At 52.6% G+C, this 26944-nt stretch carries 24 protein-coding genes and 1 pseudogene; 13 read left to right on the top strand and 12 right to left on the bottom strand.

Annotated elements, in window-relative coordinates; genetic code table 11:
* The first annotated feature begins 7 nt into the window (after nucleotides 1–7).
* The 3 genes from DES54_RS01295 (at nucleotide 8) to DES54_RS01305 (ending at nucleotide 2906) form a co-directional block, all read left to right on the top strand.
* Complete coding sequence (locus tag DES54_RS01295; protein WP_113864864.1) at nucleotides 8–589, top strand: acyl carrier protein phosphodiesterase; 582 nt, start codon at nucleotides 8–10, stop codon at nucleotides 587–589.
* A gap of 187 nt (nucleotides 590–776) precedes the next feature.
* Nucleotides 777–1379, top strand: coding sequence for a peroxiredoxin C (locus tag DES54_RS01300; protein ID WP_113864807.1), 603 nt, complete (start codon nucleotides 777–779; stop codon nucleotides 1377–1379).
* 255 nt (nucleotides 1380–1634) lie between these two features.
* Nucleotides 1635–2906 (top strand): mechanosensitive ion channel family protein, encoded by a 1272-nt coding sequence (locus tag DES54_RS01305; protein WP_113864808.1) that lies wholly within the window; start codon nucleotides 1635–1637, stop codon nucleotides 2904–2906.
* Between the two features lie 63 nt (nucleotides 2907–2969).
* Here the strand turns inward: DES54_RS01305 and proY are convergent, their stop codons facing one another.
* The 5 genes from proY to phoB all read right to left on the bottom strand — a co-directional run bounded on the left by proY (nucleotide 2970) and on the right by phoB (nucleotide 9649).
* Nucleotides 2970–4331: a proline-specific permease ProY gene (gene proY / locus DES54_RS01310; protein WP_113864809.1), complete on the bottom strand. Its 1362-nt coding sequence runs from the start codon at nucleotides 4329–4331 to the stop codon at nucleotides 2970–2972.
* A 75-nt stretch (nucleotides 4332–4406) separates the two neighbouring features.
* Entirely contained in the window at nucleotides 4407–5726 is a 1320-nt protein-coding gene (gene brnQ / locus DES54_RS01315) for a branched-chain amino acid transport system II carrier protein (protein ID WP_113864810.1), read from the bottom strand.
* 503 nt (nucleotides 5727–6229) lie between these two features.
* The gene (locus DES54_RS01320; RefSeq protein ID WP_113864811.1) at nucleotides 6230–7336 is read right to left on the bottom strand and encodes a cobalamin-independent methionine synthase II family protein; all 1107 of its coding nucleotides are present in this window, start codon (nucleotides 7334–7336) and stop codon (nucleotides 6230–6232) included.
* Between the two features lie 273 nt (nucleotides 7337–7609).
* Nucleotides 7610–8932 (bottom strand): phosphate regulon sensor histidine kinase PhoR, encoded by a 1323-nt coding sequence (gene phoR / locus DES54_RS01330; RefSeq protein ID WP_113864813.1) that lies wholly within the window; start codon nucleotides 8930–8932, stop codon nucleotides 7610–7612.
* A gap of 27 nt (nucleotides 8933–8959) precedes the next feature.
* Nucleotides 8960–9649 (bottom strand): phosphate response regulator transcription factor PhoB, encoded by a 690-nt coding sequence (gene phoB, locus DES54_RS01335; RefSeq protein WP_113864814.1) that lies wholly within the window; start codon nucleotides 9647–9649, stop codon nucleotides 8960–8962.
* A gap of 219 nt (nucleotides 9650–9868) precedes the next feature.
* Here phoB and sbcD point away from each other — a divergent pair, with 219 nt between their 5' ends.
* The 3 genes from sbcD (at nucleotide 9869) to rdgC (ending at nucleotide 15818) form a co-directional block, all read left to right on the top strand.
* Nucleotides 9869–11095, top strand: a complete 1227-nt coding sequence (gene sbcD, locus DES54_RS01340) for an exonuclease subunit SbcD (RefSeq protein ID WP_113864815.1) — start codon at nucleotides 9869–9871, stop codon at nucleotides 11093–11095.
* Complete coding sequence (locus DES54_RS01345; RefSeq protein ID WP_113864816.1) at nucleotides 11092–14790, top strand: AAA family ATPase; 3699 nt, start codon at nucleotides 11092–11094, stop codon at nucleotides 14788–14790. Before sbcD ends, DES54_RS01345 begins: the two co-directional genes overlap by 4 nt.
* 98 nt (nucleotides 14791–14888) lie before the next feature.
* Nucleotides 14889–15818 (top strand): recombination-associated protein RdgC, encoded by a 930-nt coding sequence (rdgC, locus tag DES54_RS01350; RefSeq protein ID WP_113864817.1) that lies wholly within the window; start codon nucleotides 14889–14891, stop codon nucleotides 15816–15818.
* Nucleotides 15819–15887: 69 nt separating this feature from the next.
* On the opposite strand, the gene DES54_RS01355 is transcribed toward rdgC, so the two are convergent.
* The 4 genes and pseudogenes from DES54_RS01355 to DES54_RS01370 form a co-directional block, all read right to left on the bottom strand.
* Nucleotides 15888–17678, bottom strand: coding sequence for a methyl-accepting chemotaxis protein (locus tag DES54_RS01355; RefSeq protein ID WP_113864818.1), 1791 nt, complete (start codon nucleotides 17676–17678; stop codon nucleotides 15888–15890).
* A gap of 402 nt (nucleotides 17679–18080) precedes the next feature.
* Entirely contained in the window at nucleotides 18081–18365 is a 285-nt protein-coding gene (ppnP, locus tag DES54_RS01360) for a pyrimidine/purine nucleoside phosphorylase (RefSeq protein WP_113864819.1), read from the bottom strand.
* A 129-nt stretch (nucleotides 18366–18494) separates the two neighbouring features.
* Nucleotides 18495–19016 (bottom strand): shikimate kinase AroL, encoded by a 522-nt coding sequence (gene aroL / locus DES54_RS01365; RefSeq protein WP_113864820.1) that lies wholly within the window; start codon nucleotides 19014–19016, stop codon nucleotides 18495–18497.
* 239 nt (nucleotides 19017–19255) lie between these two features.
* Nucleotides 19256–20288: pseudogene (locus DES54_RS01370) on the bottom strand (type II asparaginase).
* A 511-nt stretch (nucleotides 20289–20799) separates the two neighbouring features.
* Here DES54_RS01370 and DES54_RS18535 point away from each other — a divergent pair.
* From DES54_RS18535 to DES54_RS01400, 7 genes are all read left to right on the top strand, one after another.
* Complete coding sequence (locus DES54_RS18535; protein WP_169050398.1) at nucleotides 20800–20961, top strand: hypothetical protein; 162 nt, start codon at nucleotides 20800–20802, stop codon at nucleotides 20959–20961.
* A gap of 21 nt (nucleotides 20962–20982) precedes the next feature.
* Complete coding sequence (locus DES54_RS01375; protein WP_113864821.1) at nucleotides 20983–21216, top strand: hypothetical protein; 234 nt, start codon at nucleotides 20983–20985, stop codon at nucleotides 21214–21216.
* On the top strand, nucleotides 21185–21550 hold the full coding sequence (locus DES54_RS01380; protein WP_205680151.1) for a hypothetical protein: 366 nt from the start codon (nucleotides 21185–21187) through the stop codon (nucleotides 21548–21550). The genes DES54_RS01375 and DES54_RS01380 overlap by 32 nt, the downstream gene beginning before the upstream one ends.
* Before the next feature lie 88 nt (nucleotides 21551–21638).
* A complete protein-coding gene (locus tag DES54_RS01385) occupies nucleotides 21639–22904 on the top strand; it encodes a SpoIIE family protein phosphatase (RefSeq protein ID WP_113864822.1) in 1266 nt (421 codons plus the stop codon).
* The gene (locus DES54_RS01390) at nucleotides 22891–23442 is read left to right on the top strand and encodes a SiaB family protein kinase (RefSeq protein WP_211185907.1); all 552 of its coding nucleotides are present in this window, start codon (nucleotides 22891–22893) and stop codon (nucleotides 23440–23442) included. The genes DES54_RS01385 and DES54_RS01390 overlap by 14 nt, the downstream gene beginning before the upstream one ends.
* A gap of 1 nt (nucleotide 23443) precedes the next feature.
* Nucleotides 23444–23875, top strand: coding sequence for a DUF1987 domain-containing protein (locus tag DES54_RS01395; protein ID WP_113864824.1), 432 nt, complete (start codon nucleotides 23444–23446; stop codon nucleotides 23873–23875).
* Nucleotides 23876–23882: 7 nt separating this feature from the next.
* On the top strand, nucleotides 23883–24590 hold the full coding sequence (locus tag DES54_RS01400; RefSeq protein WP_113864825.1) for a GGDEF domain-containing protein: 708 nt from the start codon (nucleotides 23883–23885) through the stop codon (nucleotides 24588–24590).
* A gap of 77 nt (nucleotides 24591–24667) precedes the next feature.
* Here the strand turns inward: DES54_RS01400 and mltB are convergent, their stop codons facing one another.
* The 3 genes from mltB to DES54_RS01415 form a co-directional block, all read right to left on the bottom strand.
* Nucleotides 24668–25747 (bottom strand): lytic murein transglycosylase B, encoded by a 1080-nt coding sequence (gene mltB, locus DES54_RS01405; RefSeq protein WP_113864826.1) that lies wholly within the window; start codon nucleotides 25745–25747, stop codon nucleotides 24668–24670.
* A gap of 125 nt (nucleotides 25748–25872) precedes the next feature.
* Entirely contained in the window at nucleotides 25873–26214 is a 342-nt protein-coding gene (locus tag DES54_RS01410) for a zinc ribbon domain-containing protein YjdM (RefSeq protein ID WP_113864827.1), read from the bottom strand.
* 228 nt (nucleotides 26215–26442) lie between these two features.
* The gene (locus tag DES54_RS01415; protein WP_113864865.1) at nucleotides 26443–26907 is read right to left on the bottom strand and encodes an RcnB family protein; all 465 of its coding nucleotides are present in this window, start codon (nucleotides 26905–26907) and stop codon (nucleotides 26443–26445) included.
* Between the last annotated feature and the right edge of the window lie 37 nt (nucleotides 26908–26944).

The following is a 26944-nucleotide window of genomic DNA, read 5'->3' on the forward strand; positions in this document are numbered from 1 at the left end:
TGGCGCGATGAATTTTCTTGCTCACCTCCATTTAGCCACGCTCGCCGACAGTTCGCTGTTAGGCAATTTGATGGCGGATTTCGTTCGCGGTGATCCTCAGGATAGTTATGCGGCGGAGGTTGTCTCCGGTATCCGTTTACATCGCCGGGTTGATGTCCTGACCGATAGCCTTGCGGAAGTCAGACTGGCGCGTCAGTATTTCAGCGACATTCACCGCCGGGTCGCGCCGATCACGCTTGACGTGCTGTGGGATCATTTTCTGGCGAAACATTGGCAGCAGGTGGAACCCGCGCTTCCGCTGGCTGCGTTCGTCAACCAAGCCCGGTTGCAAATTACGCCGCATCTGGCGCAAACGCCCGAGGGCTTCCAGCATCTGAATCGCTATCTTTGGCCGGAGCGTTGGCTGGAACGGTACGCGGAGTTGCCGTTTATCGCCGATGTTCTGCACCGAATGGCGGTAAGACGGCCCAAACTGGCAGCCTTATCCGGTTCATTCAGCGATATTGAGCGGCACTATCTTCAATTTGAAACGCTCTTCTGGCAATTTTATCCGGTGATGATGCATCTAGCGAAGATACGGCAACTATAAGAAAGTCGGTTGTTCGGTCATTGGAGCAGGTTATATAAGGCGTTGATATGTTCTGCCGATTTATTCAATCGTTGAAAGCTATCTCATCGATTGGTTCGTTTGACTATATTCGCCCGGCCAGAATCCCCATACTGAGTGTTGATTTCGGTAATCCATCCACCATTAACAACAATTTACAGGAGTAATTATGGTCCTGGTAACTCGTGAAGCCCCTGACTTCACCGCTGCCGCTGTTTTAGGTAGTGGCGAAATCGTTGAAAATTTTAATCTGAAAAAACACATCAACGGTAAACCGGCGGTGATCTTCTTCTGGCCGATGGATTTCACTTTCGTTTGCCCGTCAGAACTGATCGCCTTCGATCACCGTTATGCTGAATTCCAAAAACGCGGCGTTGAAGTGGTCGGCGTCTCCTTCGACTCTGAATTCGTTCACAACGCATGGCGTAAAACCCCGGTAGACAAAGGCGGCATTGGTGAAGTGAAATATGCCATGGTTGCTGATATCAAGCGTGAAATCCAGAAAGCCTACGGCATCGAACACCCGGACGCGGGCGTGGCGCTGCGTGGTTCTTTCCTGATCGATAAAAACGGTATTGTTCGCCACCAGGTGGTTAACGATCTGCCGCTGGGCCGTAACATTGATGAAATGCTGCGTATGGTTGACGCGCTGCAATTCCACGAAGAACATGGCGAAGTCTGCCCTGCCCAGTGGGAGAAAGGGAAAACCGGTATGGGCGCATCGCCGGACGGCGTAGCGAAATACCTGTCTGAAAACGCAGACAAACTGTAATTCTCCGCTCGTTCCTGCTTAGCACGCGACAGCCAAAAGCCGGTTGGTTCAAACAATCGGCTTTTTACTTTTGATACCCGCCCCACTCGGTCGTCCTCATTTCCGCTCATATGCAGCATGACGCTATTTTTCATCTTTCCCTAAAACAAATTTCCCCCCAACAACCCTTCTCAGAACAAAAGGTTGACTGAACACGCCGATCCCTTAGCCTTACATTGACTTACTATTAACGCAGACGGGAAAAAAGGAGAATACATGCAACAAAACCTGGCGCTGTGGCTGGAAAATGAAGGGATGCAACACGCGGGCATCATTGCATTACTGATTGTTGTCGGACTGATCCTGCTGATTTCAGCCATCATCCATCTGATTTTTCATCAGATAGTGTTGAAAAAGATGGTATTACGTTCAGTACATAAAACGGAAACCACCGGCGCGCCCGGTTGGAAACAAGCGTTAAGCCAACATAATCTGTTTAATCGTCTGGCCTTTCTGCTTCAGGGCGTCATTCTCAATATTCAGGTCGTGCTGTGGCTGCCGTCCCAGAGTGAAACCCGTGAAGCGCTGGTGATCTGTTCCCAGGTCTGGATCATGGTTTTCGCGTTGCTGGTGCTGTTCTCACTCCTTGATATTCTGCTGGCCGTCTCCGCGCGTTCAACTATCGCCACCCAACTGCCGCTGCGGGGGATATTTCAAAGTCTGAAACTGATCGCCACCATCGTGATCGGCATCATGGTGGTGTCATTGCTGATTGGAAAATCGCCGTTGATTCTCATCAGTGGCTTGGGTGCCATGACCGCCGTCCTAATGCTGATTTTCAAAGATCCGATTATGGGCCTGGTGGCCGGTATCCAGCTTTCAGCCAACGACATGTTGTTGTTGGGGGACTGGCTGGAAATGCCGAAATACGGCGCCGACGGCGCGGTAATCGATATCGGGCTGACCACGGTTAAAGTCAAAAACTGGGACAATACCATCACCACCATTCCTACCTATGCCTTGATATCGGACTCATTCAAAAACTGGCGCGCGATGTCGGAATCAGGGGGACGGCGCATCAAGCGTAGCGTCAACATTGATACCACCAGCGTACATTTCATGACCGAAAGCGAACGTGAGCGGCTGCTGCGCAGCAAGCTGCTTTCACCCTATATCGAGAATAAAACCAGTGAGTTGCAGCAGCACAATACGCAATCGAATATTGACCTCAATTCACCGCTCAACGGACGTCGGCTAACCAATCTGGGCACCTTCCGCGCTTATCTTCAGGCTTATCTGCGGGCGCATCCGGGGATCCATAACGGCATGATGCTGATGGTGCGTCAGTTGGCGCCAACGCCGGAAGGCCTGCCGCTGGAAATTTATGCCTTTACCAATACTACCGTCTGGGTGGAGTACGAAGGCATACAGGCGGATATATTTGATCACCTGTTTGCGGTGCTGCCCGAATTCGATCTGCGCGTGCATCAGACGCCCACAGGACATGATATGCAAGCGCTGGCGCAGCAGGTCATTTCGGCCCGTTAAAAACAAACGGGGATGAAGCGTTCACTTCATCCCCGCGCCACCCCGCATCAGCGGATTTTTATATCATTGCCGCTGATATCGCGTCTTAATCATGTAGCCAATCAGCAGCAGGACAATCCAGATAACGCCGACATAAAGCGAAACCCGCGTATCGGGGAAGTAACCGATCAGGCCAATGATAAAGATCAGGAACAGGATGCCGAAAGCTGAAGTGATGGCCCCGCCACGCAACGGGAACGCCAGCGCCTTCACTTCATCACGGCTCAGACCGAGGCGAAAAGCAATCTGGGAGAACAGGATCATGATCCACACCCAGACGGTGGCGAACGTCGCCAGCGATGCGATCACCAGGAATACTTTCCCCGGCATGATGTAGTTCAGGTATACCGCGACCAACAATGCCAGCATCATGACGACGACCGTCACCCAGGGAATGCCGCGCGTCGAAATGCGGCTGAACACTTTCGGCGCATGGCCTTGTTGCGCCATACCGTGCAGCATACGTCCCACGCCAAATACATTGCTATTGATAGCCGAAAGGGACGCGGTGATGACGACGAAATTCAGGATACCGGCGGCGGCGGGAATGCCCATATTCTGGAACGTCAGCACAAAAGGACTACCGTTGGTGCCAACTTGATCCCACGGGTAAATCGACATGATGACGAACAACGTGCCGACATAAAACACCAGAATGCGCCACGGCACCGAGTTAATGGCGCGCGGGATGGATTTCTTCGGTTCCTGCGCTTCACCTGCCGTAATCCCGATGATTTCCACGCCGCCATAAGCGAACATCACCAGTTGCAGAGAAAGGATCATGCCCATCACGCCATTGCTGAAGAACCCGCCATTGGTCCACAAATTATGGATCCCGGTCGGTTCGCCGCCGTTGCCGATCCCCCAGATGATGATGCCGAAACCAGCGACGATCATGATGATAATGGTGGCGACTTTGAAGAAAGAGAGCCAGAACTCCAGTTCACCGAAGGCTTTCACATTCATCAGATTGATGGCGCCGATGATCAGCACCACGCTCAGCACCCACACCCAATGCGGTACAGCCGGGAACCAGACGCCCATATAAATGCCGAAAGCGGTCACATCGGCGATGGCGACAATCAGCATCTCGAAACAGTAGGTCCAACCGGTGATATAGCCGGCCAACGGGCCAAGATAATCCTGCGCATAACGCGAGAAAGAACTGGACTGCGGGTTATTGACGGACATCTCTCCCAGCGCCCGCATGATGATATAAGCCACCACCCCGCCGATCAGGTAAGCCAGCAATACGCTGGGTCCCGCCATTTGAATGGCGCTGGCCGAACCATAAAAAAGGCCGGTACCAATCGCCGAACCCAGAGCGATAAAACGAATATGCCGCGTACTTAACCCACGCCTGAGCTTAGCGGATTGTTGTTCCATAGATAAGTAACCTGTCTGCCAAAAGAAAAACCACAGGCGCCCGGCCTGTGGTACGTAAATCAAAAGCGAACCCGATTATTGATGGACCGTCACTTCCTGACGCCCGCAGAGGCGGTCATAAATCACGGCTGCCAGCAGCACCAGCAGAGATGGCGGCACCCACGCCAACCCTTGCTCGCTCAGCGGCAGATTCAACGCCCACTCAGGCAACCCTGTTTTGAAAGAGGAGGATTTTATGCCATCAATGACGCCGAACAACAGACTAATCAACATCACCGGCGCCACGATACGCGAAGGGTTATTCCACCAACGCAGCGTAAAACTCAGCAGAACCAGAACGATGCAAGGCGGATAAATCGCGGTCAGCACCGGGATGGACAGTTGAATCAAGTTGCTCAGACCAAGATTCGACACCACCATCGAGAACGCGCCCAACACGAATACCAGCGAACGGTAAGAGAACGGCAGGTATTGAGAGAAAAACTCCGCGCAGGCGCAGGTCAGGCCCACCGCCGTCACCATACAGGCGATGAAAATCAGCAATGCCAGGAAGCTGCTCCCCATATTGCCGGAGGTGTACTGGACATAGGCATGCAGAATTTCCGCCCCATTACTCGCTTCCGGCACCAACGAACCGCTGGCCGCACCTAACTGGAACAGGCTGAGATACACCAGCGTCAAACCAATCCCCGCAATCAGACCGGCCAACACGGTATAGCGCGTCAGCAGCGCTGCGCTTTCAACCCCGCGCGAACGCGCGGCATTGACGATCACAATCCCGAACACCATTGCCCCAAGGGTATCCATAGTGAGGTAACCGTTCACAAAACCGCTGGAAAACGGCACTTGCTCATAGGCTTCGACTGCCGGAACATGCGTGCCGGCAGGCAGGAACACGGCGGCAATGCCAAGCACCGTCAGCGCGGCGATTTTCAGCGGGGCCAGCACATGTCCGACCGAGTCCAGCAGTCGTCCTGGGTACAACGACACCCCGATGACAATCGCAAAGTAAATCAGGCTATAAATCAGTAACGGAGAAGCCTCATTGCCTACCAGCGGCGCAATGCCCACTTCAAAAGAAACCGTTGCCGTGCGCGGCGTGGCAAATAACGGGCCGACAGCCAGATAACAAACCGTCGCCAGCAGCACACCCGCTTTTTTGCCAATAGGTGAACTGAGCGCGTCAATGCCTCCGCCGACACGCGCCAGCGCAATCACGGTCAGCACCGGCAAGCCCACCGCGGTCAGCAGGAAACCCATTGCCGCGCTCCACATCTGTTCGCCAGCCTGCAACCCGACGATCGGCGGAAAAATAATATTCCCCGCACCGACAAACAAGGCAAAGGTCATAAACCCCAATGCCACGATATCCTTGGATGTTAAACGATGACTCATAGTGATGTTGTGTTGCCTGTTTCAATCGAAAAAAGGAATACCTGTGCCGCGACCGCTGTGCATCAGGGCAGTCAGTCGCACGGTCAATATGCAGGTTTGGACATTACATTTTGGCTGGCAGCCATATTGGGGGCTAAGTAAACCGTTTATAGCGAGAAAAGACAAGGCGAGTTCTAAAAACCAGAACTTTAAACCAAACAATGTCTATAATCTGGCATATAAGGCTTTAAATCGAAAATCAGATAACACATGATTTGTGCATATATTAGTACATCAGCGCAATAAAACTGATGCAAATTAACCAATGATGCGTGAAATTGATCATAAATAAAAATTATTGCACAAAAAACATACCACCATGTTGATTGCGGCTGAAATGCGCCATCTTTTCATCGTGTCGAAAGGGCATTAAGTCGAGAAGGAATTAAAGAACAAAGGCCATGTAGAAGAGGATAAACCCCGGCGCTGGAACGCCAGTCTCCGGGGTTGGCTTTTAGTGAACATCACCACACGCGGCTGGCAATATCAACCACCCGTTTCAGTTTGTCCCATTGCTGCGCTTCCGTCAGGGAATTACCCTCTTCAGTCGAAGCAAATCCGCATTGCGGGCTGAGGCAAATTTGATTGATATCCACAAATCTGGCCGCTTCAGCAATACGCGCCTGTACCGTTTCCACATTTTCCAGGGCGCCGGTTTTGGTGGTGATTAATCCCAGCACCACTTGCTGATGTCCCGGTTTGATAAATCGCAGCGGCTCGAAGCCTCCCGCACGTTCAGTATCATATTCGAGGAAGAACGCATCCACGTTGACTTCGCCAAACAGTATTTCCGCCACCGGTTCATAACCGCCCTCTGAGATCCAGGTGGAGCGGAAATTCCCACGACACACATGTAACCCTATCGTCAGATCATCAGGCTTATCCGCCAGCGCTTTATTCAGCACATCGGCATAAGTACGCGCCAGCCGGTCAGGGTCTTCTCCCCGCTCGCGGATTTGGCGTTTTTGATCGTCGGAACACAGATAACCCCAAACGGTATCATCCAGTTGCAGATAACGGCATCCCGCCTGATAGAACGCATGAATCGCATCACGCCAGGCTTGCGCCAGGTCGTCAAAATACGCGGCCAAATCCGGGTAAACCTGCTTATCAATCGCTTTGCGGCCACCCCGGAAATGCATCACACTGGGGCTGGGGATGGTCATTTTCGCCACCGCATCACCGGCGATACGGTTCAGATAGCGGAAATGGTCCAGCATGGGATGCTGCGGATTAAATCTGACTTTATCGACCACCCGAATCGCATGAGATTTGGTCTGAATGCCGTTAAATTGAATACCTTGTTCCGCTTCATAGCGCTCCACCCCATGCAACCCGGCAAAGAAATCAAAATGCCACCAGGCGCGGCGAAGCTCGCCGTCGGTTACCACCTGCAGGCCGGTCTGACGCTGTAACTCAACCACCCGCAAGATCTCCCGATCCTCGACTTCGCGCAGTTGGGCGGCATTAATATCGCCTGTCTGAAACTGAATACGGGCCTGCTTGAGTGCTTCCGGGCGTAGTAAACTGCCGACTACATCCGCACGAAAAGGCGGAAGTGTTTTCGCCATATGTCGCTCCTTACCATCCCTATGCCATTAACAGCGGCTGACAGATGGTCTTTTTATGAAAGAATTACCGGATTAAATAGTTGCTTGGTTAAATAGTTACGCGCAAACATAATAGCCGTCTGGACGTCTAAAAATACAAATATCCTTTCATGCATGGAAAAATGGAGCAACAGAAGATTTTTCACCTGCCATGAATTTTTTTCATGACAGGTCAGCTTGCACGCCGTTAACGTCTGCAACGTTAACGACAAATTTCATGCAGCGTGTTTTCCGTCAGACAGATGGTTTCACGGTGTTTTCAGCCAGCGAGACAGGGACGATCAACCGGTTAGGCAGCGTAAACCCAAAGCGGGACCCCAAACCTTCTTCGCTGATGATTTCCAGCCGTGAATCATGGTGGCTAAGCGCATGTTTCACAATCGCCAGCCCCAATCCACTGCCGCCCGTCTGTCGCGAACGCGCTTTATCAACGCGGTAGAAGCGCTCGGTCAGGCGCGGCAGATGCTTAGGCGCAATGCCCAGCCCATTATCACTGACCTGAAACTGCGCCCCTTGCGGACTCTTCTGCCAGCACACTTCAATGCGCGTTCCGGCTGGCGTATGATTGACCGCGTTATATACCAAATTCGACACCGCGCTACGCAACTGCTCTTCATTTCCAAAGACCTGAAGATTATCATTGACGCGAAACACCACTTCATGACGCCCCTGACTCAGGGTTTGCGCTTCGCGCTGCAAGACACGCAATATCAGCGGCATATCGACTTTCTCATTCAAATCAATGGCGGCGGCGGCTTCAATCCTTGAGAGCGTCAGCAGTTGCTTCACCAATCCCTCCATACGGCGCGTATGCTCCTGCATGGTGTTCAGCGCCTTATTGCGTAGCGAGCTATCCAGCGTTTCATCCTGCATCATCTCCAGATAGCCTTGCAACACCGTCAAAGGAGTCCGTAATTCATGACTGACATTGGCAAAAAATTTGCGTCTGGCCCCCTCAAGCTGATGCATCTGCGTAATATCACGCACCACCATCAGTAGCTGCCCCTCTGAATACGGCATCACGCGAAATTCAACATGATGGCCGTTGTTCAGTTGCAGGGTCAGCGGCTTGCTGAAATCACGCGTTTTCATATAACGAGCAAATTCAGGGTAGCGCAGCAGGTTGAGGATATTCTGGCCGTTATCTTCCGGCCAACGGAAGTTCAACAGATGCTGCGCCAAATGGTTGCACCAGAAGATGGAACCCACTTCGGTGGTGATGACCAACGCATCCGGCAGAGATTCAGCGCCGCTGCGAAAGCGCTTTATCAACAACGCCAACTCACGCCGACGCCGGCGATTGCGCAATTGCATCTGATACAAGCCATAAAACAACGGTTCCCAACTCCAGCGGCCAGACGGCGGAGTCATACTGCGGTCAACCCACAGCCAATAGGAAAGTTTTAGTTGATTATAAAAGTTCCAGCACAGGAGGGCTAAAACTGCGGCCAGTAAAAACCAGGGCAAATAACCAAAAATCAGCCCTAGCAATAAAGCGGGCAAGCAAAAAAAAGCCAGCTCCAACGCCAGCCTTTTCCACGATAGAGGTTCTAGCACGTTGATGTTTCTCCGGCACAATTACCTTCAGTAACGCGTTGAAAAACGATATCCCGTTCCCCGAACGGTCTGCACCATTTTTTCATGACCGCTGGTTTCCAGTGCTTTGCGCAACCGCCGGATATGCACATCGACGGTACGATCTTCAACATAAACGTTAGTGCCCCAAACGTTATTCAGCAACTGTTCCCGACTGTATACCCGCTCCGGGTGAGTCATAAAGAAATGCAGCAACTTAAACTCTGTCGGCCCCATATCCAGCGCGTGTTCTTCGGTCGTCACCCGGTGGGAAGTCGGGTCCAGACTCAAGCCGCGCATTTCAATGACTTCTTCCACCGCCATCGGTGAAATTCGCCGCATCACGGCCTTGATGCGCGCAACCAACTCTTTCGGGGAGAACGGTTTGATAATGTAATCATCCGCCCCGACTTCAAGACCGCGAACACGATCCTCTTCCTCGCCGCGCGCGGTCAACATCATAACGGGGATATCGCGGGTAAGCGCTTCCCGCTTCATATGCTTAATGAATTGCAGCCCCGATCCGCTGGGCAGCATCCAATCCAACAACACCAGTTCTGGAAACGGCTCCGCAAGCCGCTTAACCGCACTGTCATAATCTTCAGCTTCGACTGGCTGATAGCCATTCTGCTCCAAAACAAAGCAGACCATTTCACGAATCGGTGCTTCATCCTCTACGACCAATATGCGTCTTGCCATGGTTAATCCTGTCGTTAGTCATCGTCGCGGTTAGCATACGCCGAGCATTATGCGTCAGTTTTGTGACATTTTTATTAAAATGTCATGTAGTGAGAACTCGGCCTCTACTCGACAACATATTTTCGACCCGCTTTCCAAAAACAGGTTTTCGCGGCGACAGCCGTCGCGGTGGTTGTTTATAATCACCGGCATTGCAATGACAGCCATTCAGGGAGTTCCATGCGTATTATTCACACCGCCGACTGGCATTTGGGACAGTATTTTTATACCAAAAGCCGTGCCGCCGAGCATCAGGCCTTCCTGCATTGGCTGATCGCCCAGGTTGAACAGCATCAGGTGGATGCAGTAATAGTAGCTGGCGATATCTTTGATAACGGTTCGCCGCCCAGTTACGCCAGAGAAATGTATTACCGTTTCGTGGTCGAACTGCAACGCACAGGCTGCCAACTGGTGGTGTTGGGCGGTAATCATGATTCCGTCGCCACGCTGAACGAATCACGGGATCTGCTGGCCTGCCTGAATACGCGCGTCATCGCCAGTACCGATGGCGATCCCGATAAGCAAGTGATGGTGCTGGAAAACCGTCAGCATCAGCCCGGCGCCATCCTCTGCGCTATCCCGTTTTTACGTCCGCGAGATCTGATGAGCAGTCAGGCCGGACAATCCGGTGAGGAAAAGCAACTGACTTTGCTGAATGCCATCGCCGCACACTACCAACAGTGTTATCAACTGGCGTGCCGCCAGCGTGATGCGCTGGGGCTGCCATTGCCCATCATCGCCACCGGCCACCTGACCACCGTCGGCGTCACCGCCTCCGACTCGGTGCGGGATATTTACATCGGCACCCTGGATGCGTTCCCGGCACAAGCGTTCCCCCCCGCCGACTATATCGCGCTCGGCCATATCCACCGACCGCAACGTGTGACGCAAAGCGCGCATATACGTTACAGCGGCTCGCCCATTCCGTTGAGCTTCGATGAATTGGGCAGCGAAAAATCCGTTTGTCTGGTGACATTCGCGCCGGACAGTCCGCCGATCATCGACGCGCTGCCGGTGCCGGTCACCCAGCCGATGCAACTTATCAAAGCCAACCTGACGGACATAGAGCGCCAGCTTGCCGTCTTTGCCGATTATCAAGGGGAAAAACCGATCTGGCTGGATATTGAAATCACCACGCAAGCTTATCTGAGCGATATCCAGAAACGCATTCAGGCGCTGACCGACGGCTTAGCCGTTGAGGTATTGCTGCTGCGCCGCAACCGTGAACAACATCAGCAAGCCATCGCCCGACAGGAAAAAGAGACGCTGGATGAACTGACCGTACACGACGTGTTTGAACGTCGGCTGGCGACCGCCGTTGATCTGGAGGAATCCCGCCAGCAGCGGGTACGCGTGCTGTTTGGGCAGGTAATTAATGAATTGGAACAGGGTGAACTCGCCGAATGAAAATCCTCAGTCTGCGCTTAAAAAATCTCAATGCCCTGCAAGGGGAATGGAAAATCGACTTCACCCAGGAACCGTTCTCCAGCAACGGCCTGTTTGCCATTACCGGGCCGACCGGCGCCGGGAAAACCACGCTGCTGGACGCCATTTGTCTGGCGCTCTACCACGAAACGCCGCGGCTCAAAAACATTTCCGCCGGTCAAAACGAACTGATGACGCGCGGTACGGCGGAATGTCTGGCCGAGGTGGAATTCGAGGTCAGAGGCGTTGGCTATCGCGCCTTCTGGAGTCAGCGACGGGCCAGAAACGCGGCGCAAGGCAATCTGCAAACGCCGAAAGCGGAACTGGCTCTGATTGAGAACGGCAAGATCCTGAGTGAAAAACTGACGGACAAACTGGCGATGACCGCGGACATCACCGGTCTGAATTTTGACCGTTTTACCCGCTCCATGATGCTGTCGCAGGGGCAGTTCGCCGCCTTTCTTAATGCAAATGCGAATGATCGGGCGGAACTGCTGGAAGAACTGACGGGCACAGACATCTACGGCCTGATTTCCGAGCGTGTCTTCGACAGGCACAAGCAAGCCAGAAACGCGCTGGATACCTTACAGGCCAAAGCCGCCGGTATTGAACTGCTTAATGACGAACAGCGTCAGCAACTGGAAAACGAGCTTGCCGCCCTGCTCCGGCAGGAGCAAAACGTTAACGCAGAACGTGAGCTAGCGCTGACTCATCAACGTTGGTTTGATCTGTTGGCGCAGCGCCAGTCATCCCTCGCCACGGCGAAAACACAGCATGCCGCGGCTGAAACCGCCATGTTGCAGGCCCAGCCGCAATTGGCAAAGCTGGCGCAAAGCGAACCGGCGGAAAAACTCCGCCCGCTCCAACAGGAGCGGGAACGCTATCAACGCGAATCCGCCGACCTGACGCAGCAGGTTGTCCGGCTGATGGAACAGCAGCAAACCCAGACTGCCACGCTCGCCGCACTACGCGAACAAGAAGAACAAGCCGTTCAGACACTACGCGAACATGCAAATTTTCGTCAACAGCAAGAAACGCTGATTAATGAGCAAGTGATCCCGCTCGATCATCAGATCAAGACGCTGCAACAGCAGGCGGAGAAACAACGGCAGGAACGCGAACAGGCCGTGGCGCGTCAACAAGCGACGCAACACCAACAGGCCCAAAACGAGCAGCAACGGCAAACGACCCGGCAGCAGATTGAACAGCTTACCGCCTATCAACAGCAGCATGTCCATCATCAGCATTGGGGAGAACATCTCTCGCTGTGGCGCGCGCAATTTCAGCGACAGCAACAATTGCAGGATGAGACAACCAACCTGCGGCAAAAGCAGACCGCCTTTGCCGGACAAGCGGAACAGTTAAGGCAAACAGCCGGATCGTTAACCGCACAGCAGAGTGCGCGGCAAGCTACCGTTGAGGAAGCGCAACGGCAGTTCACGCAACATCAGCAGACAATGGACGCTCAGGAGGCCGCTCAGCCTCTCGCCGCACTGTATCAGCAGCTAAGTCAGTCCATCTCCTGGCGTCCTGAGCGTCAGCAACTGGCAACCACACTGGCGTTGTTCCAACGGTTAACACTGCGTCAGCAACAGGTGGAAAAGCAGCAGAATCCGTTGCGGGAATCGATCCAACAGTTGGAAACAGAGCAGAAACAGCAGCGGAAAACATGGGAACAACGGCGCGATCATCTGGCCGATATGGAAAAATGTTATCAGTTGGAATTGCGCATTGTTCAGTTGGAAGCCGAGCGGGATCGCTTACAGCCGGGCGAAGCATGCCCGCTGTGCGGCTCAACCCATCACCCGGCGATTGCCAGCTACCAGGCGCTGCGACCCTCACAAACCGAGCAACGCCTGCTTCAATTGCGACAGGAAACCAGTCAGTCGGAAAATGCGCTGACACATGGCGATGCACGACTTGCCTCATTAAATCAACAGTTTCAGCAACAATCCGAGGAGGCTTGCCGGCTGGCTGATGAATACCAGACGCTGCTGCAACAGTGGCAAGAGGTCAGTAAGCGCTTACAAGTGGAGTTTCCCCCTGATCAAGCCGCTGAAGTGACCGACTGGCTGACGCAAAGTGAAATCAGGGAGCAACAGATTCAACAGCAGATCGTCGTCCGGGAGCAGGCGCAAAAGCAGTGGCAGGAAAGTAAGGATTCACTGACTAACGCCAATGCCGCGCTGCAAAATACCCAACCAGCGATCGCCCTGAATAATCAACAGCAGCAGACGCTGCAACAGGCGCAGGATGAGGTTCAGCAATCACTACAACGGCTGCACACACAGCAAACGCAGCATCAACAGTCATTGGCGGATACGTTAAAGACGTTCGCCCTGCCCCTGCCAGCCATAACGGAACAAGCGGATTGGCTGGCGCAGCGAACGGATGAATGGCAACGCTGGAGAAATACCGAACAGGCGTTGCAACAGAACGTAAACCAACTCACGGCATTAGAGACGCAATATCACCATCTGACCAATATGCTGGCGGAAACGACGCAACAGGCGCAAGCGCTGACCCAGCAACAGGCCTTGCTATGCAAAGCGTTGGAGGCATGCCGACAGCAACGGCGGCAGATTTTTGGCCGCCAACAGACAGCGGAAGTCAGCAACCAACTGCGTCAACTCAGCCAGCACTATGAACAAGCCTGTCAGCAGGTACAGCAACAACGTCAACAGACCGAGTCAACCCTCAGTCGTCTGAACGGTGAGCTAAGCAGCGTCATACAGCAGCACACCCGCGTTGCCGCGTTGACTCAACAGGCCGCACAGCACTTCGCGCAAGCGTTGCAACAAAGCGGCTTCTCCGATGAAACCGCCTTCAACCATGCCTTACTTGATGAGCAAGAGTGTTGCCGATTACAGGAATGGAGAGAAAAGCTGTCTCAGGCGCGCCAGCAGGCCATTGCCTTATATCAGCAGGCAGAACAGCAATTACTGACTCACCGGCAACAGCGACCCGCCACACTCGCCGAGGACGCCACACCGCCCGCCATTGAGCAGGCGTTGGCCGCGCATCAGGAAAAAATGAAAGCAAATCATCAACAACAGGGTGAAATCCGCCAGCGGCTCAATGACGATCAGCGGCATCGGCAAAACCAGCAGGCGCTGTTGACCGAAATCGCGCAAAGTCAGCAACACTATGATGACTGGAGTTGCCTCAATGATCTGATTGGCTCACAGAAAGGCGATAAATTCCGCCGTTTCGCCCAAGGTCTGACGCTGGATCATCTGGTATATCTGGCTAATCGGCAGCTTTCCCGCTTACATGGCCGCTATCAGCTACAGCGGAAAACCAGCGAAGAACTGGAGCTTCAAGTGGTGGATACCTGGCAGGCAGACGCCATCAGGGATACCCGTACCCTGTCTGGCGGCGAGAGCTTTCTGGTCAGTCTGGCGCTGGCGCTGGCGCTTTCCGATCTGGTGAGTAATAAAACCAGTATTGATTCGCTGTTTCTGGATGAAGGCTTTGGTACGCTGGATGCAGAAACCCTCGATATCGCGTTGGACGCGCTGGATAATCTTAACGCCTCCGGTAAGACGATCGGCGTCATCAGTCATGTCGAGGCGATGAAAGAGCGCATCCCGGTGCAGATCAAAGTGGAAAAAGTAAACGGTTTGGGACTTAGCCGTCTGGCGCCGCAGTTTGCGCGGTGCGGCGGCGCTGAATGATCTCATTTTATGCTACATAAGCCCGCCGAATTGGTTATCATGCGCGCTGCATCAATAAACCCGCGTGCAAACCTGCGCGCCCAGTCAGGGATAACACCATGCTGTGGTTTAAAAACTTAATGATTTACCGCTTAAGCCGGGACGCTGTTTTATCCAAAGGGAACGTTCTATCGGCGGATGAACTGGAAAAACAGCTTGCCAGCTTTGCTTTTACGCCCTGCGGTAGTCAGGACATGATGAAAACCGGTTGGGTATCGCCCATGGGTTCTCACAGTGATGCATTGACGCACATCGTGAATGGACAGATCGTTATCTGCGCTCGCAAAGAAGAGAAAATTCTGCCTTCACCGGTAATTAAACAAACGCTGCAAGCCAAAATCGAGCGTCTGGAAGCGGAACAACACCGCAAGCTTAAAAAGACCGAAAAAGACTCCCTGAAAGACGAAGTGCTGCACAGCCTGCTGCCGCGCGCTTTCAGCCGGTTCAGTCAGGTCTGGTTATGGATTGATACGGTAAATGGCCTGATCATGGTGGATGCGGCCAGCGCTAAAAAAGCCGAGGATACGCTGGCGCTGTTGCGTAAAACGCTTGGTTCGCTGCCTGTCGTGCCGCTTACCCTGGAAAATCCAATAGAACTGACGTTGACCGAATGGGTGCGTTCCGGCGAACCGCCGGCGGGTTTCACCTTACAGGATGAGGCCGAGTTGAAAGCCATTCTGGAAGATGGCGGGGTTATTCGCTGTAAGAAGCAGGATCTGGTGAGCGACGAGATAGCCGTCCACATTGAAGCCGGTAAGTTGGTCACCAAACTGGCGTTGGAATGGCAGGAACGTCTGCAACTGGTGCTGTCGGACGACGGGTCGCTGAAACGACTGAAATTCTCCGATACGTTGCGTGAGCAGAATGATGACATTGACCGGGATGATTTTGCGCAGCGTTTCGATGCCGATTTTATTCTGATGACCAGCGAACTGGCGGCCCTGATCAGTAATCTGATTGAAGCGCTGGGCGGCGAGGCGCAGCGCTAATCTCGCTATGAATGTACGGCCCTTAGTGATGCCCGCCGTTAACCAACATGGTTGCGACGGGCATCATGCCTATACTTTGAAGTGTCCAATTACCGCCGTCAAATCGTCGGCCTGAGACTGCAACGCAGCGGATGCCGCCGCAGACTCCTGAACCAACGCCGCATTCTGCTGCACCATCGAGTCCAACTGCGCGACCGCTTTGTTGATTTCATGGATGCCGCGCATCTGTTCATCGGCCGCATGGGTGATCTCAGACATCACCGTCGTTACCGTTGAGACCCCGCCAACAATTTCATTCATGGTACTGCTGGCCTGGCGCACCTGTGTCGAACCGGATGTGACGCTGGCAACGGTCGATTCAATCAGCGCTTTAATCTCTTTCGCCGCCTGCGCGCTGCGCTGCGCCAGATTACGCACTTCACCCGCGACTACGGCGAAACCGCGCCCCTGCTCGCCAGCCCGCGCCGCTTCCACCGCCGCATTGAGCGCCAGGATATTCGTCTGGAAGGCGATGCCGTCAATCACGCCGATAATATCGCCGATTTTGCCGGACGCGGCCACAATATCCTCCATTGTGACAATCACATCAGACACGACCTTTCCGCCCACCCCGGCATCTTTCGCCAGCGTCAGCGCTTTTGCATTCACCTGCTGCGCAGAACCGGCAGATTGCGTCACCGTTGCGGAAATCTGCTCCAACGCCACCGCCGTTTGCTGAATACTCGACGCCGCAGACTCAGTGCGCGACGACAGGTCATTATTTCCCGCCGAGATTTCATCCGCCGCCATCTGTAACGAGGCGCTGATATCACGGATCTGAGACATGACCTGGCCAAGCTTATCGATAAAGATATTAAATGAACGCGCGATCTGCGCGACCTCATCATGCCCTTCATCCGGCAAGCGCTGCGTCAGATCGTTGTTGCCATGACTGATGTCGTCCATCGCATCACGGATCAACAGCAAGCGCTTCAGCGTTGACGTAATGATGAATCCAACCACCAGCGAACCGAGTAATGCAATCACCAGCAGCGTACCGACCGAGGTGAACAGCAAAGAGCGCATGCCTTCGGTGGCTTCGGCTCTATCCAGCGCCACCAACATATACCAATCCGTGCCGCGGATCGGCCGGGCGAGCACCAGTTTTATCGCGCCCGCGACATCAATGGCCAGCGGACGTGTCGCCGCGATTAACGCACTCAGATCAATACCCGGCGCGATCCCGGCAATATTCTTCAATGTGAGCTTTTCATCGGGATGCGCAATAATCGTGCCGTCACGCGCGATCAACACGCCAAAGCTGGCAGGCGTTGGATGGATTGACTTCACGTTCTCAATCACACTCTGCATGGTCACATCGCTGCCCAGCACCCCCTTGACCGTGCCGCCATCCGACACCGGCGCGGCGAAAGAAACAATCAATTCTTTGGTCGAAACATCGACATAAGGCGCGGTGACAATCGGTTTGCCTGCTTTCACCGCCTGTTGATACCAGGGACGGATCGTCGGGTTATAATCCGCGGGGATCCCCGCAGGATCGGAAAATTTCGCGGTTTTATCCTCATATCCCATATAAACATTAATGAATCCGCCAGAAGCGGCTACCTGTTTAAACAGAGGAATAGGATCGCTATTGGTCAGCACGTTGTCGTTGAGCGCGGTAACCATCAGGGTTTTAGATTGCACCCATTCGCCAATCGCCATACTGTGGCTGGTCGCTACCGCATTCAGCATGTTATCGATGGAATCCTCATTAGAGTTATTTGCTATGGTGTAATTAAGAAAAGTATTAATGGCGAGAGAAAGTACAACGATTGTCGTACAAGCCGCCAAAATGCGGCCACGTGTTGTTTTCAGCATAGGAGACTCTTAGCATGGAATTGTAATATCTTTCATAACGGCATAATAAAATAAAACTTGAGCCAGATCTCATTAAGCCGTGTTAATTTACCGAGACGCGCGCAGAAGTAATTAAACAGTTTAACCAACCTTTTAATAAAAATAAAACATTAACATTCATAATTAAGAATGTAACGAATTAAATTTTTAAGAATAATGAAACGGACAGCAGATAAAACCACACACAAACAATAAGAAAAAATATATCACCTGATAATTAAAATAACTTATAACCCATATTATATATTACAGATGGCAGATTATACGCTAAAAAATACTATGGGAGCGAAAATAAACAAAAACACCGCTTTTCATAAACAAAAAAAGCGGCGCATAATAACCAACTTTAGCAGAAGAGCAGCATTACAGATATTTACATAAATAAGAAGAGGCTTCCACCACCTGCAAATTGAACTCGCTCTGGGCAGGAACAAAAAACGAATCCCCCGGCATAAATACCTGCCAGTCAGGTGCGCCCGGCAACAAGACTTTCAGCGCGCCGGTAATCACCGTCATTTCTTCCGCACCTCCCGTCGCAAACGTATACTCTCCCGCGTCCATCACACCAACACTGGCGCGGCCAATGCTACCGCTATCAAAGCCAATGGATTTCACTTTCCCTGCAAAATACTCGTTTACCTTCAGCATAACGCGGCACCTATCGTCGGAAAAAATCAAGAAAAGTCATCTTAAAAGGAGAACCGCGCCACTGTCACTATCTATTCAATAAAAGTGCGCTATCGGTAACACCAACTGATGATTATTTTGCTAGCCGCGTTATGCGGCCGACAGGCGCAGCACCTGTATCACATCCGCTACAATCATCGCCGGCGCTTGCGTCGCATCCACAATATGATGGGCGACGCCACGGTAAAGCGCTTCGCGCGCGGCCAGCACATCCGCCATCTCTTCGGCGATAGGCCGACCGGTGAGCGTGGGCCGCTGCTGATCCAGCGGATTTACCTCAAGGCGTTGCGCCAGTAGCTCAGCGCTGGCGTGCAGATAAATCACAATACCGCGTTCATGCATAAAACGCCTGTTGGCTTCCGCCAACACCATACCGCCGCCAGTGGCAATGACGCGGCGATTAGACGCAACCTGCTGTAATGCCAGACTCTCGCGTTGCCGAAACCCCTGCCATCCTTCCTGCGCCACCACCTCGGCCACCGTCATCTTACTGCTCTGTTGCATAAACACATCAGTATCGACGAAGTCATATCCTAACGCCCGCGATAGTTGCTCCCCGACCGTGGTTTTCCCACAGCCTCTGGCGCCAACCATAAAAATGGGTTGTGTCATCTAATGACGTATCCTTATTTTCACCAAACCCGTTTTGACAACATCATGATACGGTCAGGTCATCAACGTTGGTTAAACCCACTGGCAATGTCTTGTGATGTAACAGCCATGCGCTGCTTTTATCATCAGCCATTGCCACAGAAAGCAGCCCCGAGATAAATAACGGGGCCGTCGCACTTCGCTATAAATAACCGTCAGCTTGCAAGATAGCACTGCTTGCGCGCACGTGCCGGCATCGGTTAATAAGTATGGAAATATTCCTGAATCACCGCCGGATTCGTGGTTTTCGTCAACGCCAGCATCAGCAGAATACGTGATTTAGCCGGATTGAGCGAATCCGACACCAGCCCCGGCTGACCAGCATCCGGCGGAACAACGCCACTACCGGTACGGCTGGAACGAACCACGACAATACCTTTGCTTTCCGCCTTGCGGATACCGGCGTTACTGCGTTTGGAAACGCTGCCCGCGCCCATGCCCGCATAGACGATCCCTTTTACGCCATGTGCTATCGCCGGATCATACAGGTATTCAGGATCATCCTGATAGCCATAAATAATATCGACTGGCGGCAGTTTTTCCAGTTGGCTTACGTCAAAAATCGAACGGGTGGTGTGGATCTTGTCCAGACGGTTCTGGTAATAGATTCTGTCACCGATAATCACGCCGAGGTAGCCCTCTTCCGGCGCTTTGAACGTGTCCAGGGTTGATGCATTGGTTTTAGTGATAAAACGCGCCGATCCAATACGATCGTTCATCACCACCATCACCCCGCGGCCACGCGCGTTTTTATCCGCCGTACAGATTCATCGGGCCATCGGCGCTGATCGACGTGGCTGGCCGCATGGCCGCCGCAAAAACAACCGGTTTGTCGCTTTTTACCGTCAGGTTGAGAAAGTAAGGCGACTCATCAAGCGTATCCGTACCATGCGTGATGACCACGCCATCAACATCCTCACGCGCCAGCAGTGCATTAACCTTTTTACCGAGCTTCAACAGCACATCGCTGGTCATGTTTTCACTACCGATATTGGCCACCTGCTCGCCTGTGATATTGGCCAGCGTTTTCAATTCAGGGACGGCATTGATCAGCGTATCCACGCCCAACGCCCCGGCCTGATATCCTGTGGTTTGCGTATTCGCCGCCGCAGAACCGGCGATGGTGCCGCCCGTCGCCAAAATCACAATGTTGGGCCGATGTTCCGCCGCGCCGACCAGCGCAGAAAAACACACCACTACGATCACAAACAATGATTTAAACATCCTTTCCATAATCTATACCAACCTACTGGTCTTGCCGACAAGCCGAACCGCGCTGCCCGGAACGACCGTCCGTGAGTGGATGACGTATGCTTCTGTCAGAGGAAAGCTGACATCGGGCCGTATGATGCCCCAGCCACTGCTGACTGTATAGCGTTGGTCATCGCATCATGGATGATTGCCTATTGCCCACCGGCAAGCCGCAATAGTCGGTGCAGGGGAGGAATGCCCTATGCAGAATAAGCCGAATACGGCGGAGTCCGGTATTTCCTTTTTATTCAGGTTAACAATCTGAATATCTCGTTAAAAACGAATAAAATATTTTTATAAAAATAAAATAATAAATAAAAGGAGAGGAAAACCACAATCAGCCAGACAATACATAAACTCCGCCATGAGTTTCATTTAATTATTGTCATAACGTCTTTTCATTATATAGTCATATTGATGTGCGTCAGGAATCACCCAGTATTTCCCTCGGTTATAGAGGAAATAATATTCGTGTGATACAAGGAATAAACTAATGTTTAAGTATCTGACATCACTATTTTTACTTACAGCGGCTTTTTCTTCTCAAGCCACAGACACCCTGCTCATGCTGCTCAAGGAGGATAATGTCTCCAACTTAATCCGTGCTGCCGTACCGATTTACCTGCTCGCCGCCCATGCGTCACATGACGTTTAGAAAGAAGGAAACAGACGACAGATGAAACTATCATCGAAGGGAAAGCCAGCTTTCTTCTCAGCCCCGGCAATCCTGGCCAATCTGATTGTCGCTGTTGCCCTGCTGTTTATCGCGGGTTGCAGCGAAAAATCCTATGACATCACACCGCTTGGGCAAACCTCATTTGCTCGTTACCAACAGGAAACCACACGTTGGGTGGAGCAAAATCGGGTATTCCAGACCGATGACAAAAGTATGGTTCACCAACTCGCGTAGCCGACTCATCTGGTATGGCAATCCGCCCGCCGATACCGCTTCTTCACGGGTGCTCATCCGCAGCGATCGTCTTCCCGAATGGCGTATCAGTCAGTTTTCACCTATGTCGATCCTGTTCTCGCCAGAGAACGAAACCTATGGTCCGGCAGGCGTGGTGGTTATTTGCGCCAATGGGCAAACCAGCAACAGTCCGCAACAATGTCAGGACCGGCGCTCACTCTGGTACTCCGATTGGGGCTATCAGGAAGAGGGAAAAATCCACATATGTCTGACTTTCAATCCCTATTTCGACTGGCAAACCCAGATCATGAATGAGGTGCTGGCGGAAGGTTGAGCCGTAATATGCTCTTGGGTGATTGTCATTATTCGGTCATCAACATCGTCTATCATGGCAAGCAAATCTGTCAGCCATTAAGGAACTTATGGCCACCATATCTGCTCCGAGCATTCAAAAAAGCATCTGGTTCCCACCCACAGCACTGGATCTTTGCATCCCGACGCCGGATGTGTCCCCCAATACCAATAACGCCACAGTATTAGAGATTTTCGGCAAGAACAAAGCGTTGGTTAGCCTGCCGGTGGTGGAGAATGGCCGTCCGTTCGGGCTGATTAATCGCCATATTTTCATGTCGCAGATGTCGCGGCCTTTTTACCGCGAACTTTATGATAAAAAAAGTTGCATTGCCTTTATGGACAAAAATCCGCTGATCATTGATGCCGCGGCATCACTGAACAGCGTCGCGGATCAGACGGTGACGAATGGCGATAAATCGCTGACCGATGGCTTTATCGTCACTCAAAACGGTCGTTATATCGGCATAGGTTTAGGGATTGACCTGATCAAAGCGGTGTCCGCCATGCATCTCCATCAACACCAGCAGATCATGCAAAGCATTGAGTATGCACGGGTGATCCAGGAAGCGATGCTCACCACCTCACGGCAAGCCATGTCGCGTTCACTGACAGACTGGTGTCTGACCTGGGAACCACGCGATTGTGTCGGCGGCGACAGCTATTACTTCAAAACCTACCAACAAAGCTGGCTTGCCGTCATTGCGGATTGCACCGGCCACGGCGTACCCGGCGCGTTTATGACCCTGATTTTTTCCTCAGCGCTGGAACAGGCGCTGACGCAACATGGCCCGCAGACACCGTCGCTGTTGCTCCAGGGCATTAATCAACACATCAAGAATACGCTTGGCCAGCGTGGTGAGACACACCAGTCCGTCGCCTCCAACGATGGTTGCGATGCGATAGTGATGTTTTGCGACGCCGCCACCAATACCCTCGCCTGGGCCAATGCCCGTATGACCGCGTTCAGCGTGGCGCGGCACACCGCTCAGATAAGCGTGCTTGACACTGATCGCATGGGCGTCGGCTATACGGATACGCCATACGATTATCAATGGCCAAACCACCAATTGAAGCTAAATGACGGCGATCTCGTTTTTACCGCCACGGACGGGATGACGGATCAAATTGGCGGTGAACGACGGATTATGTTCGGCAAGCGTCGGCTACAGGCATTTTTGCTGCGTCACCAGACACAGCCAATGCGCGAACTTGCCAGCCAATTATTACAAGAACATAAAATCTATCAGGGACATCAGATCAGAAGGGATGATTTAACCTTTTGGGGCTTTCGATATTTTCTTAATCAGGCGAAGCGCGATTATGTCAGAGACTAAGTACACCGAGTTCTTCGACACCACACATCAGCATGATATCACCCTGTATTACGTGGGGTATTTTTCACAAAACATCATTAGCTCATTGGCTGAAACGGTGCGGTTGCAGCTTGAAAAAAAACAGGTGCCGGCGGGCATCCGCCGCAAACTCTTTTCGGCTTTTATTGAAATGGTGCAAAACATTATCCGCTATTCCGCCGCCGATCTCGCCATCGTCGATCAAGCGCATGAAGTTCGCCACGGCGCCGTATGCATCGGTTATGAAAACGGGAAATATTTTTTACTTTCCGCCAATCAGGTCACCCCGGAAGATATTGAGAAACTGCGGGTGCGCCTTGAACCTCTACGTTATATGACCATCGATGAAATCAGGCTTGCTTACAAAGCCTCTCTGCGCGATCAGGCGCCGCCCTGGAGCAAGGGCGCCGATATCGGGTTACTGACCGTCGCGCGCGATGCCAGTGAGCCGCTTCAGTTCACCTTTCAGGCGGATGCATCAACGGGCCTGCCTACGTTTTATCTGAAGGCGATTATTTGAAATGACAAACATAACCAACATGGACAATCTCAATATCGCAGGAACGCCTTGTACGCCGACCGTGGATTTCGACTTTACGCTTCACCGTCTTGCTTTATCCGGTGAATCCTATCCTGAAAATGCGGCCGCGTTTTATCGTCCTCTGATTGCGCAAATCGAAAATTATCTCCACCAGCTACTCGCCAGCAACCAGGGGGATACGTCGCCCTCCCCGATTGCTATCGAGATTCATGTGTCGCTGGTTTATTTCAACAGTTCCAGCACCAAGATGCTCTTCAGTCTGTTCGATACCTTGAACCAGGCGGCTGAACAGGGGCTGGAAATAATCTTGTATTGGTACTATGACAAGGACGACGATATCGCGGCGGAATTTGGCGAAGAACTGCATATCGATTTTCCGGCACTTACTTTCCACAGCCAGATTCAGGAGTAAATACGCCATGAGTACGTTTGAATTATTTACACCGGAATATGACATTTTGCTCGCGGCCCGCCGGGTCGCCAACCAGCAGGATATGCCGGCGGAGGTGTATCGGGATACGCTGCTGACGCTTGCGGAGCACTACCAGCGTTTAGTCAGAGAATCCCACCGGTTGATCTCGCGCAGCGATCGCGCGGAAAAGGAATTAAACCGCCTGAACCATCAATTACACAAGCTGGCCACCGAACTGGAATATAAAGCCACGCACGATCCGCTGACCAATGTCTATAATCGCGGCGCCATTATTGATCGTATCAATCAGACGCTGGAACAGAATCAGGCCGGGCTGATTGTTCTGGATATCGATAACTTCAAACGAATCAATGATGCCTACGGTCACCCCACCGGCGACCGCGTCATCTGCGCGTTAATGGCGCGGGTACAATGGGTGCTGGCAGAGATAGGGAGCATTGGCAGAGTCGGCGGCGAAGAGTTCACGATTTTGCTGGATGGCTTTACGCTGCAACAAGCCGTGAAGATTGCCGAGGATATTCACCAGAGCCTCAACAGCACGCCAATCGAGGTCTTGCCGCAGCAGTTAATAACCGCAAGCTTCGGCGTCAGTTGGGCGCCGCCCAAAACCGGGTTCGACGCGCTCTATGGCTGCGCCGATATTGCGTTGTACCGGGCCAAAAATCAGGGCAGAAACCGGGTTGAATATCAATAGCGCCCATGTTGACGCTATTTATCACCACCGCGGCGAGCAGACTGAGACGTTAACCCGTCAGGCCCTGTTGCGACAAATCAATATCCTTGCCGCGCCCGGCCAACCGCTTCACCCAGTTGCCACACAGCCATGGCGTAGTGAGTGCTGTGGTTGTAACGGGTAATGACATAGAAATTCGGCAGTCCATACCAGTATTGGTATCCACTACCGATATCAAGACGCAGTAAACTGGCTTCATCATAACCGCCCAGCGTGGTCTGTGGCCGTAACCCGGCGGCCTGTAACGTGGCGACGGCGTAGCGCGTATTGAAGCCCGTACTCAATGACGGCGCTTGCCCGCTGGCCGGAACCGCGATCGCACCCCCGCTGACCCAACCATGCGCCTTGAAGTAGTTGGCCACGCTGCCGATGGCATCAACCGGGTCCCACAGATTGATATGGCCGTCGCCATCGAAATCCACCGCATAATTCTTGAACGAGGACGGCATAAACTGACCGTAACCCATCGCCCCGGCATAGGAACCGCGCAGGCTGAGGGGATCATTGTCTTCGGCGCGCGACATCAGCAGAAAAGTTTCCAGTTCGCCGGTAAAGTACGTGGCGCGACGCGGATAGGCGAAAGACAACGTCGCCAGCGCATCAATAATGCGGGTTTTGCCCATGATCCGGCCCCAACGGGTTTCCACGCCGATAATACCGACGATAATCTCCGGCGGCACGCCATAGATTTGTCCGGCGCGCTGCAATGCATCCTGATACTGATCCCAGAACGCCACGCCATTTTGCACATTATCCGGGGTAATAAACTTATTGCGGTAACGGAGCCACGCGCCGTTCGGCCCTGACGGAACACCGCTGCTCGGCGCCTGGCGATCCATCAGGCGAATCACCCAGTCGAGCCGTTTTGTCTGACCCAGCACTTCGAGCAATTGCTGGCGATCGAAACCATGTTCTCGCACCATTTTATCGACAAAGGCCGCCGTTGCCGGATTAAAAGCAAAATCACCGTCTTGCAGATGCTGCGCATGCGCAGGCTGAAGCAAAAAACCACCTTTGACCACCGCAGCGCTCTGGGGCGCCGCCAGGGAAGGCGCCGGTTTGCTGCTACAGGCACAGAGCACGGCAAACAGCGGAAGGAGAATCACCAAATGACGCATCAGATATCCGTATTACCAGCCAGGGAAAAGGTTATGACTATGTTAAAGCATTGTCTGACGGGAAAACACCGGAATATGCGCTTATTGTTGCGCCCTGTCCCGACTGACTTCAGGGGCGCGGCGCATCAGTTTTTCTTCACAAATTCGGATTTCAATTTCATCGCGCCAAAGCCATCAATCTTGCAATCAATGTTATGGTCGCCTTCCACCAAACGAATGCCTTTTACGCGCGTACCAATTTTCAGCGAGGAAGAACTGCCTTTTACTTTCAGATCCTTAATCACCGTAACGGTATCGCCGTCGGCCAGCAAATTACCGTTGGCGTCCCTGACGATCAATCCTTCTTCCTGGGTCGCCGCCTCAGCGCCGGCGGCCCATTCATGACCACATTCAGGGCAGTTGAGTAATTCACCGTCCTGCCAGGTATATTCGGAACTGCATTTTGGGCAATTAGGTAATGGCTGCATCATTAAACTCCTGAAAAAATAATAACAAAGATAAGTAAAATCATAGGTTAATTACCATATAGGCGTGATTTTACCTTTTTCTGGTGTTTTTTGATAGTGATGCCATATTTATGACATTCTTACGGTGGAACGCACCGAACGGGAGTGAGAAGTGAGAATGAAAATTGAGGATGCGGATTGAGAAGAATGTGTCGATGCGGGACGACGCATCGACACATTGCAGGCTGACTAGTTATTCAACATGCTGTTTAGCAGGATCGTGGTGATTATCCCCGTCGCTGCCGCAATCAACACATAGTTTCCGTCAATATACGCCCAATGTTGACCTGACGGCGGTTTATATAAACCGCGATCGCGCCAGTCAGTCACGCGATAATCATCGCCCCGGAAACGTTTGGGAACCGCATGTCCTTTTCTAAAATCACGCCCATTCCAGGAAAAATGATCACGTTCCGCACCGGCACGGCCACGGCGATCTCCGCCCCTTACATCATTAGCATTTGCGCCGGATCTCACCGATTGCCGCTGATTTCTTTCACCCTCACGCTGAACCTGCTGTTTTTGCTGCCCCGGTTGGCTGAGTTGCCGCTGATCTCCCTGCTGCCCACCCGGTCCTTCCGCCCAGGATACGGTCGAAAAACCACTGGTTACGGTAAACATCGCCGCCACCAGCGCTAATATTTTTTTATTCATCATCGACTCCCCTTCATCGTCAGCTATACCGGCTAGT

The organism is Brenneria salicis ATCC 15712 = DSM 30166 (assembly GCF_003315515.1).
Lineage (GTDB): Bacteria > Pseudomonadota > Gammaproteobacteria > Enterobacterales > Enterobacteriaceae > Brenneria > Brenneria salicis.

Coding starts and splice junctions, on each gene's coding strand:
- DES54_RS01295 (WP_113864864.1), top strand. CDS start 8: ATGAATTTTCTTGCTCACCTCCATTTAGCCACGCTCGCCGACAGTTCG.
- DES54_RS01300 (WP_113864807.1), top strand. CDS start 777: ATGGTCCTGGTAACTCGTGAAGCCCCTGACTTCACCGCTGCCGCTGTT.
- DES54_RS01305 (WP_113864808.1), top strand. CDS start 1,635: ATGCAACAAAACCTGGCGCTGTGGCTGGAAAATGAAGGGATGCAACAC.
- proY (WP_113864809.1), bottom strand. CDS start 4,331: ATGGAACAACAATCCGCTAAGCTCAGGCGTGGGTTAAGTACGCGGCAT.
- brnQ (WP_113864810.1), bottom strand. CDS start 5,726: ATGAGTCATCGTTTAACATCCAAGGATATCGTGGCATTGGGGTTTATG.
- DES54_RS01320 (WP_113864811.1), bottom strand. CDS start 7,336: ATGGCGAAAACACTTCCGCCTTTTCGTGCGGATGTAGTCGGCAGTTTA.
- phoB (WP_113864814.1), bottom strand. CDS start 9,649: ATGGCAAGACGCATATTGGTCGTAGAGGATGAAGCACCGATTCGTGAA.
- sbcD (WP_113864815.1), top strand. CDS start 9,869: ATGCGTATTATTCACACCGCCGACTGGCATTTGGGACAGTATTTTTAT.
- DES54_RS01345 (WP_113864816.1), top strand. CDS start 11,092: ATGAAAATCCTCAGTCTGCGCTTAAAAAATCTCAATGCCCTGCAAGGG.
- rdgC (WP_113864817.1), top strand. CDS start 14,889: ATGCTGTGGTTTAAAAACTTAATGATTTACCGCTTAAGCCGGGACGCT.
- DES54_RS01355 (WP_113864818.1), bottom strand. CDS start 17,678: ATGCTGAAAACAACACGTGGCCGCATTTTGGCGGCTTGTACGACAATC.
- ppnP (WP_113864819.1), bottom strand. CDS start 18,365: ATGCTGAAGGTAAACGAGTATTTTGCAGGGAAAGTGAAATCCATTGGC.
- aroL (WP_113864820.1), bottom strand. CDS start 19,016: ATGACACAACCCATTTTTATGGTTGGCGCCAGAGGCTGTGGGAAAACC.
- DES54_RS18535 (WP_169050398.1), top strand. CDS start 20,800: ATGTTTAAGTATCTGACATCACTATTTTTACTTACAGCGGCTTTTTCT.
- DES54_RS01375 (WP_113864821.1), top strand. CDS start 20,983: ATGAAACTATCATCGAAGGGAAAGCCAGCTTTCTTCTCAGCCCCGGCA.
- DES54_RS01380 (WP_205680151.1), top strand. CDS start 21,185: ATGACAAAAGTATGGTTCACCAACTCGCGTAGCCGACTCATCTGGTAT.
- DES54_RS01385 (WP_113864822.1), top strand. CDS start 21,639: ATGGCCACCATATCTGCTCCGAGCATTCAAAAAAGCATCTGGTTCCCA.
- DES54_RS01390 (WP_211185907.1), top strand. CDS start 22,891: ATGTCAGAGACTAAGTACACCGAGTTCTTCGACACCACACATCAGCAT.
- DES54_RS01395 (WP_113864824.1), top strand. CDS start 23,444: ATGACAAACATAACCAACATGGACAATCTCAATATCGCAGGAACGCCT.
- DES54_RS01400 (WP_113864825.1), top strand. CDS start 23,883: ATGAGTACGTTTGAATTATTTACACCGGAATATGACATTTTGCTCGCG.
- mltB (WP_113864826.1), bottom strand. CDS start 25,747: ATGCGTCATTTGGTGATTCTCCTTCCGCTGTTTGCCGTGCTCTGTGCC.
- DES54_RS01410 (WP_113864827.1), bottom strand. CDS start 26,214: ATGCAGCCATTACCTAATTGCCCAAAATGCAGTTCCGAATATACCTGG.
- DES54_RS01415 (WP_113864865.1), bottom strand. CDS start 26,907: ATGAATAAAAAAATATTAGCGCTGGTGGCGGCGATGTTTACCGTAACC.